Below are 16,932 nucleotides of genomic sequence, written 5' to 3'. Positions count from 1 at the left end.
TGCCTCCAAAGGTGCTGTGGGGAACGCATGGCCTTAGTCGTCGGGGTCCTCCGACTCGGCGCCCCGGGTGTAGATCACGTTGAGAATTTCGCCCGGCTCGGGCTCGTAATTGGCGTTTCCGCGCCGCTCTTTGGCTTCCCGGTCGATGACTGCCTGCACCTGGCAGACAGACACCTTTTCGGGGATCTCGAACCAGCCGTCGTTCTCTGAATCGCGGCAGATCACCATGGGCCAGCCGCAGGAGCACATGCCGTCGAGGTAGATGGTGTAGGCCACCTCGAGCAGCCGGTCTTTGTGCTCGTCCTCGAAGCCGAGGTACTCCGAGGGGGAGCGGCCGTGCCGTTCCGCCGTCTTGAGTGCGGCGACTATTCCGGGGTGTTGGCGGGACCAGAGCGCTTGAGCAAAAAATCTGCGTCCACGGTGGGCAGCCCGGAGGTGGCCTGCCGGTAGGCGTTGAACAGCACCTCGATCTGCGCGTCACCGATCTGCTCGACTAGTTTGATGACGTCCCCGTAGGACAGGTTCGCCGCCGTCCGGGCGCCGCCGGGCTTCCGCAGCGCAGTGATGGACGCTGATAGGGCCCTGATGGTGAAGTCCTCGTCCGGCTGGCCGGAAGCGTCGTGCGCCTTGCGGATGGCAGTGCGCTCTCCGGGCGTGAGCGCCTTGACGTAGACGGTGATCTTGGAGTCGACGAACTGCTGCAGCAGCTCCGCGAGGTTCTCCTCGTTGGCGCTCGCAGCTTCGCCGCCGAGAGAGGCTTCGACGTCGGCGGCGCGGTCGTCTTCTTCGATCTGGCGCTGCAGCCGGTTGATCTCGCCAACCAGCGAGTTGCGCGTGAAGACGTCTGCGGATTCTTCCGGACGGTTGGCGTCGCCGAACCAGTCAGCGAAGTTGAAGGCGTTGGGATCGAGTTTCTTGGTCATGGGGTTTCAGGCTCCAAAGTTGGTGGGTTTCAGGCTCGGTGCTGGGTGGTGCGGTCGGCCCCCGGAGCCTGAATTCACAGGGGCCGACCAGTTCGTGGGGTTAGACTGCGGCGCCGCCGACGACGCCGTTGGTCCAGGCGTCCTGGACCTCCAGCGGGACGACGCGCTTGATGTAGCCGCCCATGTCGGAGGGCTTCTGCGGGTTGTCGGTGACGACCTCGTAGCCGTCCACCTCGTCGCCGGTGGCGAAGTCCGCGGTGGACTTCTTCGAGGTCTGCCGCTCGTACAGGTAGAGGGTGGTGCCCTTTTCCTTGAGCAGCTGGTACACCTCGTCTTCAGTGGTGTGCGCCTGGTTCGTGGTCTCGTCGAAGTAGCGGAACGGGGTGACGGAGCCGGCGTAGTTGGAAGCGCCGATGGCGTTGGCGTTGCCCTCCTTGCACAGCTCCTTCTCCGCGATGCGGTCCGACGTCGTCGGGCCGAGGGCGTAGTCGCTGGACAGGATGCGGCAGCTGATGTCGATGCCCGCGGTGAGTTCGGCGAGGGTCGGCGCGTAGGGGTTGGCAGGCTTGGTGGAGAGGGCTACGACTTTGACGCGGCCGTCTGCGAGGGACTTGGGCATTTATGCCTCCTTGGTTTTCTCCGGCTTGGCCGGTTCCTGGATGGTGGTGGCCGGAGTGGCCTGCCCGCGCTTAGCGGGAGTGTGGGGTTCCGTGACGGGGACGCCGGCGGCGGGCTGCACGGGCTCGGTCACGGTGACGCGGTCGGCGCGCTTGCGGCTGGATGGGACCTCTTTGAGGTGGTCATAGATGTCCAGGTGGGCGCGAGGGACGGTGTGCGGCAGGATTTCGTTGGTGCGGGTGTCTCGGACGCGGATCCAGTCGTTGGCCACGGGGCCTCCTAGGTGGTGTCGAGCCGCCACGGTGCGGGCAGCATGAAGCGGGCCGGGGTGATGGTGGTGTCCCTGATCGGGGTCTCCTGCTTGAAGCCGTCCGGGTTGGGCAGGAGGTGGTGGGTGCCGAGTGGCAGGTTTGTGAGGGTCCGGCGGACGGTCTGCGCGACGCTGGCGCAGATGTCGGGGCTGGCGCCCACTGAGGTGGTTTGCGGGTCCCACCGGAGGCCGCCGAGGTCCACCCGGGCGGACAGGTCCCGTTCGGGTATTTCGTCGCCGACGCCGCCGAAGAACACTACGTACGGCAGGATGTAGCCCGCCGTGTCGGTGGGCACTCGATCGGGCACGTAGCCGTCGTAGACGGTGATCCCTCGGATGGTGCGAAGTGCAGCTATGACAGCGGCGCGGAACGGCAGGGCATCAACCACGTAGACCCTCCTCCGCGATCTGGCTCATGGCCTGCTCGAACGGGCCAGCGCTCCGATCGGCGGCCGGACCCATGAAGGGCTGCGCCGGGGCGCGGGAGGTTCCCAGCTCGAGGAACACGCCGTAGTTGGCGGTCGGGCCTATCTCCACGGACAGGTCACCGGACTGGCCGACGCCGCGAAGGTCGGAGTGCCCGATGGAGGACTTGAGGTTCCCGGTGTCGACCGGGGCCAGCAGCTTGGCGTCCTTGACGATGTCGCGGGCGGTCTTGCGCACCACAGTCTGGGCGAGCTTCCCGGTGGTGGCTTGGGCTCGGGCGATGTTCGCGCCGAACCGGCGGAGTGCCCCGTTTTCAATTCCCACGGCGGCCTCCTACGGGTTTTGCTGGGTGAGGTTGTCCACGCAGGTGAAGTCCCGCTCCCAGGGGAGGGAGCTGAACTGTTCGTTGGTGATGCGCAGGGTGCGGCCGAGGACGACGATGATGTCGCCACGTTCGCCGGAGATGATGGCCGGGCCCCGCATGGGTGCGGTGACGAGGTATTCGCGGGTGTAAACGGGCTGCTCGGCGGCGACGCCGGACCCTTCCCTGTTCAGGGGCTGCACGCGGACCTTGGGTTCCCAGATGACCTCTGCCGGGTCCCAGCCGTCAGGGACGGGGAACGGGGCGGGGCCTTCGCTGATGCGCTGGAAGACGGCGTCCGCGGTCATGGTCGACTCGGCGGTGGGCTGGTGATGCTCGGCCCACCCTGGCGGGATCACGTTCCAGCCGGGGATCGGACTCACAGCCGGTACTCCGCACCCTCGGGCTTGCCGTATGGGTGGAAGGGGATGACCTCGAAGACGTCGCCGAGCGAGGCAGCGTCTTCCGCGTCGGCCCGGGCGCGCAGCTCGGCGGCACGCTTCCGGAGGTCTGTGGCCACCGCAGGTCCGTCGGTCTGCAGGTCTTGCGTCCGGATCTTCCTGGCCAGCAGGGACTCACTGGTCGCCATGGCGTCCATGACGTCCGCAGCAGCACGGTTCACGTTGCCGGAGTGGAGTTCGAGGTAGCCGCGCAGATGCTCATCAGTGAGCAGGGGCGCGGACTCATCGAGGTCAGCGGTCAGGAGGCGGACACGCCCGATGGGCGTAGAAAAGTCGATGGCCATGGGTGCCTCCGGTCGCTATGAAGTTTGGGGGTGGCCCCCGCGCTGGGATTGATTAGCCCTATTCGTCAGCGCGGGGACCTGGTGGTGCTAGGCGCCGGCGGACGCCCAAACGCCGGGGGTGAAGCCCGGGTCGATGCCATAGACGTCGCGCCCGCGGAACCAGATGGTGTCGTCGTTGAACGAGCCGTCCTCAACAGATACGGCGCCGCCGCCTACACGCTGGCCCTGGTCGGTCTTGACGCGGATGTCCACGTTTTCCTCGCCCGAGAGCAGCGTGCGGATGATGGAGGGCAGATCCGAGGTCTTACCCTGAACCAGTGCCCAAGCCGTGGCCTGACCGGCGCCGAGGCGCTGCCCGATGGTGCGGGATTCCAGCGGCGTCACGACATTCCGGAACGGGTTCGTCTGGCGGGTCTTGGTGACCTTGTTGCCGTCCGTGACCTGCAGCTCGATCTCTGCGGCGAGCAGGACCCGGTTGACCTCGGTGCGCAGGGCGGGGCCGTGCACGAGGACCAGATCCGAGACGTCCACCAGCTCGCCGCGGTGGTTCTCGCGGACGGCGAGTTCCTTGAGCGCGGCGTCGAGTGCTTCAGGGCTGAACTTGACCGTCTTGACGTCCTTGAACAGGCCGGCGTTCCAGCCGTTGTCCTTGACCAGCAGGTCAGCGACGGCGTTGTTCTGGCCCTTGATGGAGCCGTTGGCCAGGAACTTCGGGAAGTTGGCCAGAGCGGAGAACTGCCGGTTGCGGCGCAGCTCCCACGTCAGCCCGTAGCTCTTACCGTGCTTGCCGGCGCCGTGGTCCAGCTCGGTCTCGTTGAGGGTGCCCTGCTTGTACTCGGCGCCCTGCTTGACCGTCTCGTAGGCGTCGCCGGACCACAGGTCCACCAGCTTGTGGCGGTTGAAGTCGTCGACGGTAACGTCGACCAGCAGCGGCTCGAACTCCTTGACGGCGTCCTTCTGCGTCTGCACGGCCTGCTTCGAGAACGCCGCTCCGAGGAGGACGGGGAAGTCGAAAGTGGAGAACGCCTCCAGAAGCACGGCCTGGGCGAGGGGGCTCGCCCCGGACTTGCCCTTGGCGAACAGCTGCGCGGCTTCGAAGACGCGTTCCTGATAGGTGGGTGCCTTGCGGAACCCTTCGTTTACGAGGTCCATTGGTGGTTCTCCTTACGCGCCAGCGGCGGTCTGGGTGGTGTAGCCGATGGGGGCTACTTCGAGTGAGCCGGTGCCGGCGCCCTTGGTCCCCAGCGCGGTGCCGAAGAGGAAGTTGCCGGTCGCCGTGGCGGTGAGGGTGTTGTCGGCCTTGATGTAGACCGGTGCGCCAAAGGTGGCCACCGCTCCGGCTACTGGCAGGTCGTAGGACCCGTCCAGCCACAGGGTGGCCGTGCCGTCGGCCTCCCGGTCGATGATGGCTACGCCGCAGATCTGGCCCACCTTCACGGGCTGGCCGGACTTGACGCCCGCGGGGACGGGGACGGTGATGTGCAGCGCGTGGCGCTGCCGCTGGTTCTTTGCCATGTTCAGTTGCCTCCGAGAGCGTTGATGATGTCGTCGTCCGTGCGAGTCATGGACTCGGTGATGCCGCTGGTGTTGCCGACGCCGGACACGGTGCCTTCGCCGTGGGCGGCCTTCCACTCAGCGGCGGACTCTTCGGCCTCGGCCGTCAGCGCGGCCTTGTCCAGCTGGCCGGACTCGGTGAGCTTGTAGGACTCGGCCAGGCGGGCGATGGTGCGGGGAGCGTCGATGCCGTCGAATGCTTCGGCGACGATCTTGGCGGCGTCAGCCTTCACGGCGGACTCGCGCAGGGTCTTGTTCTCTGCTTCCAGCGCGGCGGCCCGGCTGGCGTCTGCACGGAGGACCGACAGTTCGGACTCCTCGATGTTGGTAGTAGCCACGGTGGGCTCCTTCCTGTTTTCGGTTACCCCAGCCGGGTTCGGAGGGGAATCTTTGGGGGCCTCACTGGCCGGGGTGGGGGATGCGGGCGAGACGGGCTTATAGACCGTTTCGGCGTTGACCTCGATCGGGTCACCGGCGAGGGTGACGTCGCCGTCGCCGAGCGTGTAGCCCTCGCGGTAGAGGATGCGCTTGTCGTCGACCTCGGAGTAGGTGCGGTAGTAGACGTACTCGGCGTCGTGGTCGCGGACATACACGTACCCGCCGCGCCCCGGGCCGCCGTGCGCTGCCTGGACGGCGCGCTCGAGCCAGTTCTCGATGTCGGAGGCGGTGGCCTCGGAGACCATGCGGGCGTGTGCGGATTCGAGGACTTCCATGACCTTGCCGCCGCGGCCGGCCTTCGTGACGAAGTCGACGGACTCGGCGTGGACGAGGCGGGTGATGATCCGCTCCCCGGTCGGGCCGGCTTCGACCTCGGCGCTGGCACGGATGCTGACGCCGATGTCGTCCTTCATCTCTTCGATGGTGGCTGCGTGTGCAGAGTAGGCCTTGATGGGCGCGTAGAGAGCGCCTGACTCGTACACGGCGGGGCCATCGAGGACCGCGGCGAGGTCCTTCACTGTGCGCTCCGGGCGGTCCATGGACTCGACCGCTGTCGGGTGGTCAAGGTACATGTGCAGGCCCTTGGCGAAGATGCCTTCCTTCGCTGCGAGCAAGAGTGTCGCCGCCGGGTAGGTGCCGGACGAGCCGACGCCCTCGTCGATGATCTTGATGCGGAAACGCTTCGCGCCCGTCTTCTCGAGCGTGCCAGTCAGGGTGTCGACTGACTCTGTGATTAGTACAGCCACGAGGGCCTCCTTGAGGGTTACGATTGGCGGGTGACCGCTGATGATGCGAACGACGGCCCGGGCGAGTGTCCCGGCCACCAATGGGTGCTGCACGGTCTGCAGCTCGACTTCACGGGCGGCAGGATGTCTCAGGTGTGCCGTTGGTGTGGGGCGTTGAGCTACACGCCGTCGCGGCACGACTAAGCGGCGAGGCCCCGGAGGTCTTTGACAGGCGTGACGTGCATGGCGTCGCGCCATCCGTCCGTTGTCCGCCTAGTGGAGAGGTCTTCCCACTTGATGGCGCCGGAGTTGAGCAGTTCCAGCCGCTCGGCGCCCATGATCTGGCGTTTGGTGTCGTCGGTGAGGCCGTCGAACCATTCGCGGGAGTCCTGCATGAGGTCCGCGGGTTCCTCGATGTTGAAGCCGAGTTCCTTCCACGTCTTCGTCTTCGGGATCCGGGCGCAGCGGCCGCAGTGGTGATCCAGGGGCCCGTCTTCGTCCGGCGTGTGCAGCTGTCCGTGCTGGGCGATGCAGGAGGGGCAGGTCCGCGCATCCAGTGAGGCGCCCCAGATCCAGCCGGTGGTGATGTCCGTGTTGGCCATGTCGGCGGCCTTGCCGGCGGCGCGGTGGGCGTCCAGCATCTCGGTGCGGGCGATGGTCATGGCCCGGGTGAGTCCGCCGTTGAAGCCCTGCTCCGCCTGCCGGAGCATGCGGCGGGCCACGGCGCGGGGGTTCTCGCCGACGGCGATGCCCCGGATGAGGTTCCGCTTCATCACGGCGACGGCGTCGTCGGTAAGGGGCAGCAGGCCGGTCGCAATGTTCTGCGTGGTGCGGGCGACGATGGCGTCCATAGTCGCATCCGAGACACGCGTGAACGTGGGCAGTACAGCGACGCGGTCCGCCGGCGGCAGCTGGGAGAGCGCCACATCAATCTGCGACTGCGCCGCAGCGAGAGCCATCCGGAGGACGTCGGCCTGCGCACTGACCGTGGCCAGCTGGGACAGTTCGTCCAAACGCTCCACAGCCAGCGACAGGGCTTTGCGCAGCCGAACATTCTTGGCGGCTTGCGAGCCAGTGACGCGCCCGTCCTTGGCGGCTAGCATCAGGTCTGCCAAGGCCGCGTCGAACTCGACGGAGAGGTCATCCCATGCCTGCACCCAAGCGCCGATGAGCGCGAGGTCAAGGTCTGCGAGGACTTGATCCACTTCCTGCCGGCGTGCCGCGAGGAGGGCCAGGGTTGTCGAGGTGATCGCCATCCGTGTCCTCCAGATCCTCGATGAGTTCGAACTCGGTTGCCGCGTGCCGGCCCCACTTGCCCTGAACTGTGAAGCGGGGCCGACTCACCGCCGGAACCATACGGGCGGTGTCGGGAGCTGCGTGGGTGGAGGGACTTCCTCATCCGTGAGCCATTCGTCATCCCGCTTGCCGCCCCACTGCTGCCCATAGCGGAGAGACCGCTCTACGGACTCGGCCTGGACGCGGGCTGCACGCAGCTCGCCAGATGTGGCCACCAGCATGACCCAGAGAATGATGACGAGCAGCGCGAGCAGCACCAGAGATACCGTCATCGTGCTGCCTCCTTGTTCTCGCCGCGGCGGAAGTCCTGCACGGCTTGGTCCCCGGCGTTGGCTTCGGGGTCGATCCAGTTGCCGTCGTCGTCAGTCAGGTCGTCCAGGATTTCGTCCACGTCCCGCACGCCGAGGGCGCGAAGCATGAGGCGCAGGGTGACGAGCGGGGGCATCTTGCCGGTGCCGTCCGCGTCCACGAGCGCCTTCATGATCGTTTCGACGGGCATCTCGTTGATGTCCGGCCATTCGAAGTCGATGGTCCGGTCAGTGTCGCCGGCCAGCTGCACGGTGAGCGTGTTCTGCTCTCGGGTCACGGTGCCCTTGAGTGGGCCCCGCGGTGCGATGACGGCCTGGTCGATGACGTAGCCGAGGATGGCGCGCAGTGCTTCGGTCCAGAGTTCCTGTCGGCCCTTGAATTCGAGCATGGTGGGCTGGTTCAGGGTTTCGGCGACGGCGCGGGCGCCGGTCTGTCCCGGGTCAGCCATCAGGGTGGTGACGGGTACCCCGAGCGCGGCGGCGGCCATGGTGGCGACCGGGCGCCCGGACTCGGAGTCGATGGTCGCGCCCGTCTTGGGCACGGCCTCGATCTTCTGGTCCCCGCCCACCTGCGCGGTGGATCCGGCTGGCATGTTTTGGAAGGCTGCCCGCTGCTGCTGGGAGAGCGGTGTCTTGGACTTCGACATCTGGAAGGCGATGCGGGACAGGGCCTTGATGAGCAGGACCCAGTCCTCGAGGAACTCCTTGTAGGCGCGAGCCCAGGGGAGCGCGGCGTAGGCGTCGCCGATGCCGAACTTCCAGCCGTCGAGGCCGTTGTCCTGCAGGTGGTAGACGGGGGAGTCCCACATGATCGGGTACCGGCTGTGTACATCGGTGTACCACTTCGTGCGGGTCAGCGGCCGCCACCGGATGTCCGGGTAGTAGGCCGTGTGCGGGGACCCGTTCTCGGTCCAGTCGCGCCGGTAGAACATGGTGACCATACGGTCACCGGGGAGCGTGACCTTGTCCGTGATCTCATCGAACGGGAGCGTGCGCGCCTGCACCTTGCCGACGAGCGGGTTGGTGAACAGGGCAATGAAGATGTTGCCGTCCGTGCCGATGGAGGTTTCCAGCCGCAGCTTGGCCTGATGCCCCGTGAGCGCGGCCCGGTTGGTGTCGTCGTCGAGGAAGTCCTGCACGACGGCGTTTACGTCCTGCGCACCCTCGTTGCCGTCGGCGCGGGCCGTGATGCCCACGCCCTGGCCGTGCACGTAGGAGGCCCGGATCGCCAGCCCACGCTTGATGAGCGGGTTGACGATGGCCATCATGCGGGACAGCTCGGCGGCGCGCTTGAGTCCGTCCCGGGTGAACTCCTGAGCGAACTGGTTGGTCAGCTTCTCCCAGCCCATGTCCTCCATGGCCAGCTGCATCTGCGCCATGGACTCGTTGAGCTTCTCGGCGCGGTACTCAGCCGTAGCCAGCGCGCCCTCGTCGATTGTGGCAGCCTCTTGGAGTCCGAAGAACTGGGCGATCTTACCCATGCGGGCCTCCTCTGATTAGTAGGGCGAAATGCTCCACCCGTGGGCGTTCTGGAATTCGTACTCGTCCGGTTCGATGACGTCGTTCATGGCCGCGGTGAGCGGCATGAGCAGGAGTCGGTTCACGGCCTGCGACATGGCGTCGATGGTGTCGTCGTGGGCGCTGTTCGGGAAGTTCTTCGCTTCCTCGATCAGCTCCTCCACGCCGGGCAGCAGATCAGCCTCGGGCAGGTGCACGTTGCCCGACTCCACGAGAGGCGAGACGGCGGAGGCGCGGGCATACTTGCTGCCCTCCGGCTCGATAGGGATGAGCCCCACCATCTGCGAGCTGAGCGCGTTCATCACTGCCGGCCCGTTGGCCTTGTCCTCAACGAACTTGGCCACAGCCTGCGGCCACTTCACGGACATGTCCTTGATGGCCTGGCAGGTGGCCGTGAAGTTCAACCGGGCCCGCACCTGGTCGAGCAGGTAAGCGTTGACGCCGACGCGCAGCCAGACTTGGCCGACGACGTAGTCACTGCTCTTGGTGTCCTTGAACGCGAGGTCCCAGGACTGCACCAGCTCGTGATCGTCACGGCCGATACCGGGCACAATGTGGGCGCCGTCGGGCTGCACTGTCCAGAGCGGAGCACTGTAGCGGGACCACTCGGCCGGGAACACGCCGCCCTCGTCGGGGGAGGGCCGGCCTTGGTAGAGGCTGGCCCAGGTGCGTGCACCGGAAGCGATCTTGCGCTTGACCCACTGGGTGAGTGTGCGGCGCCGGGCGGACTCCATGAACTCGCCGGGTGTGCGGCCGAGCGGGTCCGTTTCGCCCTTCTCCGGGCGGTGGTCCGCTTCGGCGGGGATGTTGATTACCTTCCAGTCCTTACCGTCCTCGGCTGCGAGGAGGCGGCCTGCGAGGTCGTCGGCGTGCCAGCGGGTCAGGATCAGGATGACGGGCGCCCCGGGTGCGAGGCGGGTAAGGGCGGTGTCTGTCCACCAGTCCCAGGCGCGCTCCCGGTACGTGTCGGAGTCGGCCTGCTCGCGGTCCTTGATGGGGTCGTCAATGATGAGGAGGTCCACTGGCCGGCCGGTGAGTGCGCCGCCGATGCCTGCTGTGTAGACGCCGCCTTCGTGCCCTTCGAGCGCCCATTCGTGCTGGGCGGCGAGGTCGGCGCGGACGGTGAGGTCCAGCTCCTTGCCGTGCGTGGTGATGTCGTCGCGGATGGCGCGGCCCCAGCGGCGGGCCACGTTGGACTCGTAGGAGGCGATGGCGATGCGCAGCTCATTGTTCTGGGTGAGGCACCAGAGCGGGAAGCGGCGGGAAGCTCGCTGCGACTTACCCTCCTGCGGGGGCATGCTGATGATGAGGCGCGAGTCCGGGGTGTTGAAGGCTTCGACCAGGGCGGCGTCGATCAGGTCCAAGGCTGGGGTCTGCACGGTCTTCGGGTCCAGGGCCTTAGCCATATCGCCCGGGGTGTGCCACTTGGGCGGCGCCGGCGGCTCGAACATGCGGGCCGCGTGCTCGGCCCAAGCCATGCTCATGGCCACTGGAGCCTCCTCATATTCGGCTATGCTCGCTCCGTCTGTAATTCACCAAGGGGGACCCATGGAACGTCGCGTGTCAGAGTACAAATGCCCGAAGTGTGGCGAGCAGTTATACGAGAACTGGGACATCGCCAGCGATGGCGGAATGGTTCCTCGAATGGAAATGCGGCGCATTGGCAGGCCTCGCTGCCCGAAGAGTCATGTAATCACCGAGTGGACTATGACAGGCCAGCCGATGGCGGCTAGATAGTTCAGGAGCGATTGAGCGGGTCACCGACGGGTGGCCCGCTTTCCTTTTGCCCAAAGGCGGTTGGGTGCCGGCGTCTCTCGACGAGCGGCGTAGATACAGCCACCTACCTTTCGGTTGGCCCTGCTTCTTAGTCCCAGCCAAACAGGCGCGTGACGCACCAGCCGAGAAATAGCCCGACCGCAGCACCTACGAAGACGCCCACGGTCAGAAGTGGAATAGCCCACCAAGGCATGGGTCCTCCTGTGAAATTTGGTTGACGGCTACTCACTCGCCCCGCTGCATCGTGTGGGTGGGCCGGGGGTTTTCGCCGTCAAGCTTTGGGTGTTGTTGCGCAGGTCGCGTTCTTGGCAGCGGCAGAAAGACCCACGATCAGGGGACCGCCGAACGGCCTTACCCGGAAGTGAGCGTTCCGTGGGCCGGGCTTGACGCAACAACACCCCAGAATGGGGGAGGCCCCACGGTCATGGGGGAACCGGCGGGGCCTCGTGCGTGCGGGGGCTGGTCTCAGAGCCACAACTCGCACTATGGAATAAACGTACGTGACAGTTTTGCGACTGTCAACTACTGGGCCATGCGATCTTTCCTGTCAGGCCACTAGCTGTGCACGCTTGTAGCCGGCAGCCTTCGTTGCAGCCCACAGGGTGCGCACATCGGAGACGAGGTACTGGTTCCGGCGGGTGGCCACGTCGCAGGCGAAGGGGTCCAGCTTCTGCCGGCGGACCCACTGCCGGATGGTGGCCTGGGGGAGAGCTTCCCGGGTGACGGGATCTGAGAGCATGCGGGAGATCTCAGCCGCGGTGCCTGAGTGGAATTCTGAGGCGGCCAGGGCGCGCTCCCGCCAGTCCGTCACGTCCCACGCGGCCTTGCATTTGGGGCAGTGGGAGTAGGGTCGGCCTGGCTGCGCGTAGAGCGGCGTATCGCAGGAGCCTTCCATGGTCACGGTCGGGCACATGCCGGCGAATACTTTGGCACCTGCCCGGTCGGTTGCGTGGGCGCAGGCATTGAGTGCGTCTCTGAGTTCCTGCAGCAGGTCGGCGGCCCAGTCCTGCCGGCGCAGTGTTTCGAGCTGACCCACGAGCCAGCCAGCCAGTGCGGGTGCGGTTCCGTGCGGGGTGGGCCCGGGCATGAGTGCCACCCAGCCGCGCAGGACCACGAGCATCTGGTCGCTTTTGTCGAGTGCGTCCAGGTTCGCGGGTTCACTGCCGGAGGCTTCCCCGCCCATGCCGCCGACACTGCCGGCGCCGACGTCGAGCTTGCATGCTGACACGTAGATGTTCTGCCACGCGCCGGGAACCTCCCGCAGGGCTTCCTCCAGGCTGGTGGTGTGGTCGTGGCAGAGGGTGATGCCGTCACTGAGGGGCACGCTGCAGCGTGGGGCTGCGCAGGGACTCATGCCGGCACCTGCCCTGTAGTCGCTGCGCCCGTCGTGATTCCCTGCTCCGTCATGCTTCCCCTAATTCCGTCGCCCGATACCTCCCATTCTATCAACTGTCACGCCATAAACCGCCAACTATTAGGCCATATCCCATGCTTTATTCAGCGGCCAGAGCCCGCAGTTCACGGGGGACGACGGTCTGCACGAGCGCCCACTGGTCGGTGGTGAGGTTGAGGGCTTCGAGGATGCCGCGGATGACGCGGGCGACGAGTTCGCCTTGGGACTCTGCGAGGCGGACCTTGCGCTCCTCGATGCCTGCTTTGAGCGCTGCGGTGGTGACCTTGACCAGGTGTTCCCGCTCCTTGAGGTACAGCTGGTACCAGACGGACGGTTCGGCCTTCTCGGTGATCTTGTCGATGGGGCCCTCGGGGCCGACGCCCTCCTCATGGGAGACCTTGCCCCAAGCCAGGTCATCGCCGTCCAGCTCGGCGACCTTCTCCCGCAGCCACTGCACATGCGCGTAGGTCACGCTGATCTCCTCGAGCAGCGCTTTGCCCGGGTCCACGTCCTGGTATTTGTCGGTGATGCCTAGGGTTCTGACGGCTTTCTCCATGTTCCTGGTCGCTTCCTGTTCGGCCAGCCGGCGCTCGGCTGCCTTCTTCGCCTGCGGGGACTTCCCGCCGTGGCGGGCGCAGCGACGCTGCCCCTTCATCGGAGCTGCGCCACACGGGTCACCGCTACGCTTCTTGGCGCCGCAAGGGTCAACCACGGCTAACCACTTTCGCTTTTGCTCGCTTCTCCCGGCCGCGACTTAGTATGCGTTGAGCCCTGCGCGCAGACCGAAAGCGCCAATGTCGCTCCCACCATCTCGGCCCCGTCATGTTCAATAGGACAGCTGCTGCATCGTTCAACTTACGTTGGCGCTCCTTGGCTTCATTCTCGGTGAGGTGTAACTCGCCGGTGAACATTTCTGCTACCTCGTTATGAGTATCAACCAGAAGGATATGGACTTCCGTCGCCTGAGCACTTATTCGGTAATCACTTGCGCTCTGTAGGGCCGTGGAGATCTCCTGGGTGTCCCTGAATGAATTAAAGAAGGCCTCGCCTAGTCGGCTCCAATAGTCTTCGTCAAGATCTAATTTCGCGCTCGAATCCTTTTCAAGCTCTTTGATGAACTCATCTCGGATGCCGCTTATGACGCGAGCGGATTGAACCATGTTCGATGTGTAGCTGCTGACGCTTTGTCCCAGGCGCGAGACCTCCTGGCGCATTGCAACCATGCGGTCGTGCATGATGGCCCATCGTTGAGTGATGAGCTGAATGACTCCGCCCAGTGCGATGCCAAGGACACCGATGAGGGCAACAGCAAGGACGAGTTCCGGTGTCTCAGCAGAAGCGGCAGGCTCGGTGGTCTGTGCTAATAGGGTTGGCGGTGTGATCACTCGTTGAGCCTACCGAAAGGGTACGATCTTCCTTCGCAGGATGCGCGGGTTGCGGTCCAGCCGTCGAGCTGTGCAGCGATGGTCACGGCACTTTCTCCGGTTTTTTGTGGTCAGGGCAGTCTTCCCCGTAGCGGGTGTGGATGTGCTTGGGTTCAGCGACGCAGAGCAGCTTCTCCTCGATCCAGTCGCAGGTGCACCCCGGTGTGCGGGTGGGCTCCGGGACACGTGGCAGGAGTCGGATGTACGCGGCCTGCCAGTCCCGTTCCTGGTCGCGTTCGATGCGCCGGATGACTTCCTTGGCGTCGCTCATGGAGCTACATCCTGCGCTATGCTCGGCCCATGAATAACGTGGGGGAAACTAAGACCAACCGTCCGGGCTCGGGACTCATCGCCGCAGGCCTTCTGATTGCTCTTATCGGTATCGTCATCGCCTTCCTGGCTATCAACTCCGGCGGGTCCCTGAGCGTGTTCGTCGGCGGGACGATCCTGGTCGGCTTCGTGCTGGCCGTGATTGGGTTCTGCCGTAGGGTGCTCGCCGCTCTCGAATCCCGGTAACCGCTCGGGCTTCCTCCACCCGTCCGCCACGAGCGCGGCGGCGGCGTCCTTGGCGACGGTGCACCCGTCAGCGAGGTGCGGGGACACCATGACGGTGACAAGCGCGCCCATCAGCGCACCTCCCGTAGACTCAGGCGCATGTTGCGCGGAATAGTCCTGGGGGACTTGTGGGGAATTACAGAAGGCGTATGGGTCCAACTCTGGTCGGGGACGGCGGGTGCACTTGTCTCAGCGGGCGTTGCTGCCCTTGTGGCTGTGGTGGTACTGAGGCGCTCGAATAGGCACCAGCAGGCGTTGGTTGAGGAGCAGCTAGAGGTCCAGCGGAATGAGTCGGCCTTGGCCCGTGAAAAAGCTGCCATGACCGACTTGATTGGTATCACAAACAAGTTCATCTCGTATGGGGTGGGTACTGATCCTGACCTCATCAGGGGAACGACTGTTTCATTCACCGCAGCCTCCTTTCGATGGGCATTGGAGACAGGGGATAGGAACCATGCGTCGGTCTTGCTGAGCTGCGCCAGCGTCCTTGGTGGTGCGGGCGTTGTCGTTTCCATGACGAAAGAGGAAGAGGCGGGAGAGTTCGAAGCCCTCCACACTGCGGTGAGGTCCATATTGAACGAGATGGTGCGGTTAGTCGCGAACTTTGGGCTGGGTTGGTACTTGGACCCTCCGAGCGCTCGTTCTGCAGCGTTGGAGGGTCTTCAAGAGAACGCGGAGCGTCTAGATCAAGCGGTGCATTCACTGGTGGTGGCATCTGACGCAAGTGCAACTGTCGGCTGACACTTCAACTTGCCACCTTCCGGTCGTGGATGGCTTTCACGAGTGCGTGGCCTTCCGGGTCTGCCAGGGCGGCTTCCATTGCTTCCGTCTGGGCCCGTGCGATGACTTCCTGAATCGTTCCTTCAGGCTCGGGCAGGGACTCCAAGAAGGCCTCGACGTCGGCTTTCTGTTCAGGGGTTATGTGCTGGTCGAGATAGTCCTGCGCCGTCTCGCCCGCGCTCATCGGGTGGCCTCGGTTTCCGGCTCGTGGATGACGGTGGCGGGGAGGGCCAATTCGCTGGACAGGAAGCCTTCGAGGTAGACCCAGCAGCACCACCCGATGTCGGTCTTTTCCATGAGCTCCTCGTCACCGTCGCGAATGACGGACCCGCGGGGCAACGCATCCAGTTCCTCGACCGTGGTGATGGTGCGGGGCTTGCGGTAGCCCTTGGCGATCAGCGCTTCTGCCGTCCAGGCATGGAAGCTGAGGGTGTGCTCGAGGGATGTCTGTGTGGCTTCGATGGACTTGAGATCCCGCGCCAGCTCGTCGCGGGCGCTCATCGGGTGGCCTCGGCTTCTGGCTCCCACAGGACGGTGGCGGGGAGGCTGATGTGGCTGGCGGGGTATTCGTGGTTAGTGCCCGGAGTGGTCCAGAAAGGAAACTCCGGCTCATCGGGAAATTCGCCCTTTTCCCACACCACACCAACGTGCGACCGGACAACCGCCTCAACAGGCAGCGTATCCAGTTCCTCGACCGTCGTGATGGTGCGGGGCTTGCGGTAGCCGGCGGCCAGGAGCGCGGCTGCTGCTTCGACGTCCGCAGAGGTGGCCGTGCCGAGGTCCCCATACGCCGCGGCGAGGTCGCGCACCATCTCGTTGCACTGGTCTGTGGCTGGCAAGTAGACCGTCCGGTCCTCCGCCTCAGGGGAGAGCGTCACTGTAACCAGGTTCGGGGCCAGGTCGTCGCGCTGGTTGGTGCTCGGCTCGGTCATGGTGAGCTGCTTTCTTGTTGAGGCCCCGCGGGTGGTGTCTGGCACCCGCGGGGTCCGGGAGAGGGTTCCAGTCTATCAACTGGCAGTCCATAAAGCATCAACTGTCAGGCAATATCTCGGTCACGGTTAGGACCATTTCTTTGGGTTCGCCGGGCCGGTAGACGATGGACGGCATGGGCTTCTCCATCCATTCGGGGGTGTCGTTCGGGACGATCTGGTGGTCCCACGCTTTGGTGCCGGCCAGTGCGTCGCAGAGCGGTTTGAGTGTCCAGGCGAGGTTGTCGACGTCGCGGTGGATCCGGTCGGCTACGAACCACGTGAGTTCAACCCGGCACCGGTGCAGCGCCGGGATGCCGGCCTGCCGGGCGAGGAGCCCCATGGTCTGCCGGGTCCGCTTCACCTTCGCCGCATGCGCGTAGACGTTCCCGTGCCCGCCGTTCGGCTTCACCGGGGGAGTCGCCCACGGCAGGATGATCGACCAGGATCGGGCGGTCACTGGTCCGCCTCGAAGTAGTGCGGGCTGGTGGCGAAGCGGTGGAGGGTGTCGCTGCGCCGGCTCATCTCCGCCGACGTCCCCGCGTAGTCCCGATCTCAGACCGTCGGATCAGGGAAGTGGATGAAGATGGGCGCCCAATACTCCGCGGCCAACTCGGCGTCCGTGAGGTGCTTCGCCGCGGGGAGGATCCCGGAGCGCCCGGCCGCCATCGGTCCGTTCGGGGTGACGTACATCGTGAGCCAGTTGGTGTTCAGGTGCTTCGGGTTGTGCGGGTAGATTGTCAGTTCCAGTGGCTTGCTCATCGGGCAGCCTCCCAGTCGCAGGAGAGGCCACCGAGTGATCCATCCGCGTACA

At 65.4% G+C, this 16,932-nt stretch carries 26 protein-coding genes; 2 read left to right on the top strand and 24 right to left on the bottom strand.

The genetic code is table 11. The annotated features are described in order from the left end of the window. Nucleotides 1-33: 33 nt before the first annotated feature. From WKB88_RS08325 to WKB88_RS08235, 19 genes are all read right to left on the bottom strand, one after another. Entirely contained in the window at nucleotides 34-276 is a 243-nt protein-coding gene (locus WKB88_RS08325; RefSeq protein ID WP_341394069.1) for a hypothetical protein, read from the bottom strand. Between the two features lie 89 nt (nucleotides 277-365). Further along, nucleotides 366-923 (bottom strand): hypothetical protein, encoded by a 558-nt coding sequence (locus tag WKB88_RS08320; protein WP_341394068.1) that lies wholly within the window; start codon nucleotides 921-923, stop codon nucleotides 366-368. Nucleotides 924-1,023: 100 nt separating this feature from the next. Continuing rightward, on the bottom strand, nucleotides 1,024-1,542 hold the full coding sequence (locus tag WKB88_RS08315) for a phage tail tube protein (RefSeq protein WP_341394067.1): 519 nt from the start codon (nucleotides 1,540-1,542) through the stop codon (nucleotides 1,024-1,026). Then, nucleotides 1,543-1,812, bottom strand: a complete 270-nt coding sequence (locus WKB88_RS08310; protein ID WP_341394066.1) for a hypothetical protein — start codon at nucleotides 1,810-1,812, stop codon at nucleotides 1,543-1,545. 8 nt (nucleotides 1,813-1,820) lie between these two features. Continuing rightward, nucleotides 1,821-2,240 carry a hypothetical protein gene (locus tag WKB88_RS08305; RefSeq protein WP_341394065.1) on the bottom strand — a complete coding sequence of 140 codons (420 nt, stop codon included), beginning with the start codon at nucleotides 2,238-2,240 and terminating at the stop codon, nucleotides 1,821-1,823. Further along, nucleotides 2,233-2,601, bottom strand: a complete 369-nt coding sequence (locus tag WKB88_RS08300) for an HK97-gp10 family putative phage morphogenesis protein (protein ID WP_341394064.1) — start codon at nucleotides 2,599-2,601, stop codon at nucleotides 2,233-2,235. Before WKB88_RS08300 ends, WKB88_RS08305 begins: the two co-directional genes overlap by 8 nt. Before the next feature lie 9 nt (nucleotides 2,602-2,610). After that, entirely contained in the window at nucleotides 2,611-3,021 is a 411-nt protein-coding gene (locus WKB88_RS08295; RefSeq protein WP_341394063.1) for a DUF6093 family protein, read from the bottom strand. Then, a complete protein-coding gene (locus WKB88_RS08290; RefSeq protein WP_341394062.1) occupies nucleotides 3,018-3,383 on the bottom strand; it encodes a hypothetical protein in 366 nt (121 codons plus the stop codon). Before WKB88_RS08290 ends, WKB88_RS08295 begins: the two co-directional genes overlap by 4 nt. 87 nt (nucleotides 3,384-3,470) lie before the next feature. Then, complete coding sequence (locus WKB88_RS08285) at nucleotides 3,471-4,535, bottom strand: phage major capsid protein (protein ID WP_341394061.1); 1,065 nt, start codon at nucleotides 4,533-4,535, stop codon at nucleotides 3,471-3,473. Between the two features lie 12 nt (nucleotides 4,536-4,547). Continuing rightward, the gene (locus tag WKB88_RS08280; protein ID WP_341394060.1) at nucleotides 4,548-4,898 is read right to left on the bottom strand and encodes a DUF2190 family protein; all 351 of its coding nucleotides are present in this window, start codon (nucleotides 4,896-4,898) and stop codon (nucleotides 4,548-4,550) included. A gap of 2 nt (nucleotides 4,899-4,900) precedes the next feature. Next, a complete protein-coding gene (locus tag WKB88_RS08275) occupies nucleotides 4,901-6,121 on the bottom strand; it encodes a hypothetical protein (protein WP_341394059.1) in 1,221 nt (406 codons plus the stop codon). A 179-nt stretch (nucleotides 6,122-6,300) separates the two neighbouring features. Next, a complete protein-coding gene (locus tag WKB88_RS08270) occupies nucleotides 6,301-7,356 on the bottom strand; it encodes a phage minor head protein (RefSeq protein ID WP_341394058.1) in 1,056 nt (351 codons plus the stop codon). An 84-nt stretch (nucleotides 7,357-7,440) separates the two neighbouring features. Then, entirely contained in the window at nucleotides 7,441-7,668 is a 228-nt protein-coding gene (locus WKB88_RS08265) for a hypothetical protein (protein ID WP_341394057.1), read from the bottom strand. Beyond that, nucleotides 7,665-9,185: a hypothetical protein gene (locus WKB88_RS08260; protein WP_341394056.1), complete on the bottom strand. Its 1,521-nt coding sequence runs from the start codon at nucleotides 9,183-9,185 to the stop codon at nucleotides 7,665-7,667. The genes WKB88_RS08265 and WKB88_RS08260 overlap by 4 nt, the downstream gene beginning before the upstream one ends. A gap of 15 nt (nucleotides 9,186-9,200) precedes the next feature. After that, nucleotides 9,201-10,706 carry a phage terminase large subunit gene (gene terL / locus WKB88_RS08255; RefSeq protein WP_341394055.1) on the bottom strand — a complete coding sequence of 502 codons (1,506 nt, stop codon included), beginning with the start codon at nucleotides 10,704-10,706 and terminating at the stop codon, nucleotides 9,201-9,203. Nucleotides 10,707-11,545: 839 nt separating this feature from the next. Beyond that, on the bottom strand, nucleotides 11,546-12,322 hold the full coding sequence (locus WKB88_RS08250) for a hypothetical protein (protein ID WP_341394054.1): 777 nt from the start codon (nucleotides 12,320-12,322) through the stop codon (nucleotides 11,546-11,548). Between the two features lie 169 nt (nucleotides 12,323-12,491). Then, complete coding sequence (locus tag WKB88_RS08245; RefSeq protein WP_341394053.1) at nucleotides 12,492-13,103, bottom strand: HGGxSTG domain-containing protein; 612 nt, start codon at nucleotides 13,101-13,103, stop codon at nucleotides 12,492-12,494. Further along, the gene (locus WKB88_RS08240; protein WP_341394052.1) at nucleotides 13,096-13,776 is read right to left on the bottom strand and encodes a hypothetical protein; all 681 of its coding nucleotides are present in this window, start codon (nucleotides 13,774-13,776) and stop codon (nucleotides 13,096-13,098) included. The genes WKB88_RS08245 and WKB88_RS08240 overlap by 8 nt, the downstream gene beginning before the upstream one ends. A gap of 82 nt (nucleotides 13,777-13,858) precedes the next feature. Further along, the gene (locus WKB88_RS08235) at nucleotides 13,859-14,086 is read right to left on the bottom strand and encodes a hypothetical protein (RefSeq protein WP_341394051.1); all 228 of its coding nucleotides are present in this window, start codon (nucleotides 14,084-14,086) and stop codon (nucleotides 13,859-13,861) included. Between the two features lie 29 nt (nucleotides 14,087-14,115). Between WKB88_RS08235 and WKB88_RS08230 the strand changes: the two genes are divergently transcribed. Further along, a complete protein-coding gene (locus WKB88_RS08230; protein ID WP_341394050.1) occupies nucleotides 14,116-14,331 on the top strand; it encodes a hypothetical protein in 216 nt (71 codons plus the stop codon). Nucleotides 14,332-14,469: 138 nt separating this feature from the next. Then, nucleotides 14,470-15,111, top strand: a complete 642-nt coding sequence (locus WKB88_RS08225; RefSeq protein WP_341394049.1) for a hypothetical protein — start codon at nucleotides 14,470-14,472, stop codon at nucleotides 15,109-15,111. A 4-nt stretch (nucleotides 15,112-15,115) separates the two neighbouring features. Here WKB88_RS08225 and WKB88_RS08220 read toward each other — a convergent pair whose 3' ends face one another. The 5 genes from WKB88_RS08220 to WKB88_RS08200 form a co-directional block, all read right to left on the bottom strand. Further along, nucleotides 15,116-15,334 (bottom strand): hypothetical protein, encoded by a 219-nt coding sequence (locus tag WKB88_RS08220; protein ID WP_341394048.1) that lies wholly within the window; start codon nucleotides 15,332-15,334, stop codon nucleotides 15,116-15,118. Continuing rightward, on the bottom strand, nucleotides 15,331-15,651 hold the full coding sequence (locus WKB88_RS08215) for a hypothetical protein (protein WP_341394047.1): 321 nt from the start codon (nucleotides 15,649-15,651) through the stop codon (nucleotides 15,331-15,333). The genes WKB88_RS08220 and WKB88_RS08215 overlap by 4 nt, the downstream gene beginning before the upstream one ends. Then, nucleotides 15,648-16,082 carry a hypothetical protein gene (locus WKB88_RS08210; protein ID WP_341394046.1) on the bottom strand — a complete coding sequence of 145 codons (435 nt, stop codon included), beginning with the start codon at nucleotides 16,080-16,082 and terminating at the stop codon, nucleotides 15,648-15,650. The genes WKB88_RS08215 and WKB88_RS08210 overlap by 4 nt, the downstream gene beginning before the upstream one ends. A 97-nt stretch (nucleotides 16,083-16,179) precedes the next feature. Beyond that, nucleotides 16,180-16,578 carry a hypothetical protein gene (locus WKB88_RS08205; protein ID WP_341394045.1) on the bottom strand — a complete coding sequence of 133 codons (399 nt, stop codon included), beginning with the start codon at nucleotides 16,576-16,578 and terminating at the stop codon, nucleotides 16,180-16,182. Nucleotides 16,579-16,673: 95 nt separating this feature from the next. Further along, a complete protein-coding gene (locus WKB88_RS08200; RefSeq protein WP_341394044.1) occupies nucleotides 16,674-16,880 on the bottom strand; it encodes a hypothetical protein in 207 nt (68 codons plus the stop codon). Nucleotides 16,881-16,932: the final 52 nt, after the last annotated feature.

The organism is Arthrobacter sp. G119Y2, from assembly GCF_038069765.1.
GTDB lineage: Bacteria > Actinomycetota > Actinomycetes > Actinomycetales > Micrococcaceae > Arthrobacter_B.
This window is presented reverse-complemented; position numbering and strand designations above follow the sequence as displayed.

What these genes read in the sequence shown, in the direction of transcription:
- WKB88_RS08290 (WP_341394062.1), bottom strand. Translation starts at nt 3,383, where the DNA reads ATGGCCATCGACTTTTCTACGCCCATCGGGCGTGTCCGCCTCCTGACC.
- terL (WP_341394055.1), bottom strand. Translation starts at nt 10,706, where the DNA reads ATGAGCATGGCTTGGGCCGAGCACGCGGCCCGCATGTTCGAGCCGCCG.
- WKB88_RS08200 (WP_341394044.1), bottom strand. Translation starts at nt 16,880, where the DNA reads ATGAGCAAGCCACTGGAACTGACAATCTACCCGCACAACCCGAAGCAC.
- WKB88_RS08210 (WP_341394046.1), bottom strand. Translation starts at nt 16,082, where the DNA reads ATGACCGAGCCGAGCACCAACCAGCGCGACGACCTGGCCCCGAACCTG.
- WKB88_RS08285 (WP_341394061.1), bottom strand. Translation starts at nt 4,535, where the DNA reads ATGGACCTCGTAAACGAAGGGTTCCGCAAGGCACCCACCTATCAGGAA.
- WKB88_RS08225 (WP_341394049.1), top strand. Translation starts at nt 14,470, where the DNA reads ATGTTGCGCGGAATAGTCCTGGGGGACTTGTGGGGAATTACAGAAGGC.
- WKB88_RS08320 (WP_341394068.1), bottom strand. Translation starts at nt 923, where the DNA reads ATGACCAAGAAACTCGATCCCAACGCCTTCAACTTCGCTGACTGGTTC.
- WKB88_RS08280 (WP_341394060.1), bottom strand. Translation starts at nt 4,898, where the DNA reads ATGGCAAAGAACCAGCGGCAGCGCCACGCGCTGCACATCACCGTCCCC.
- WKB88_RS08270 (WP_341394058.1), bottom strand. Translation starts at nt 7,356, where the DNA reads ATGGCGATCACCTCGACAACCCTGGCCCTCCTCGCGGCACGCCGGCAG.
- WKB88_RS08265 (WP_341394057.1), bottom strand. Translation starts at nt 7,668, where the DNA reads ATGACGGTATCTCTGGTGCTGCTCGCGCTGCTCGTCATCATTCTCTGG.
- WKB88_RS08235 (WP_341394051.1), bottom strand. Translation starts at nt 14,086, where the DNA reads ATGAGCGACGCCAAGGAAGTCATCCGGCGCATCGAACGCGACCAGGAA.
- WKB88_RS08260 (WP_341394056.1), bottom strand. Translation starts at nt 9,185, where the DNA reads ATGGGTAAGATCGCCCAGTTCTTCGGACTCCAAGAGGCTGCCACAATC.
- WKB88_RS08220 (WP_341394048.1), bottom strand. Translation starts at nt 15,334, where the DNA reads ATGAGCGCGGGCGAGACGGCGCAGGACTATCTCGACCAGCACATAACC.
- WKB88_RS08315 (WP_341394067.1), bottom strand. Translation starts at nt 1,542, where the DNA reads ATGCCCAAGTCCCTCGCAGACGGCCGCGTCAAAGTCGTAGCCCTCTCC.
- WKB88_RS08215 (WP_341394047.1), bottom strand. Translation starts at nt 15,651, where the DNA reads ATGAGCGCCCGCGACGAGCTGGCGCGGGATCTCAAGTCCATCGAAGCC.
- WKB88_RS08230 (WP_341394050.1), top strand. Translation starts at nt 14,116, where the DNA reads ATGAATAACGTGGGGGAAACTAAGACCAACCGTCCGGGCTCGGGACTC.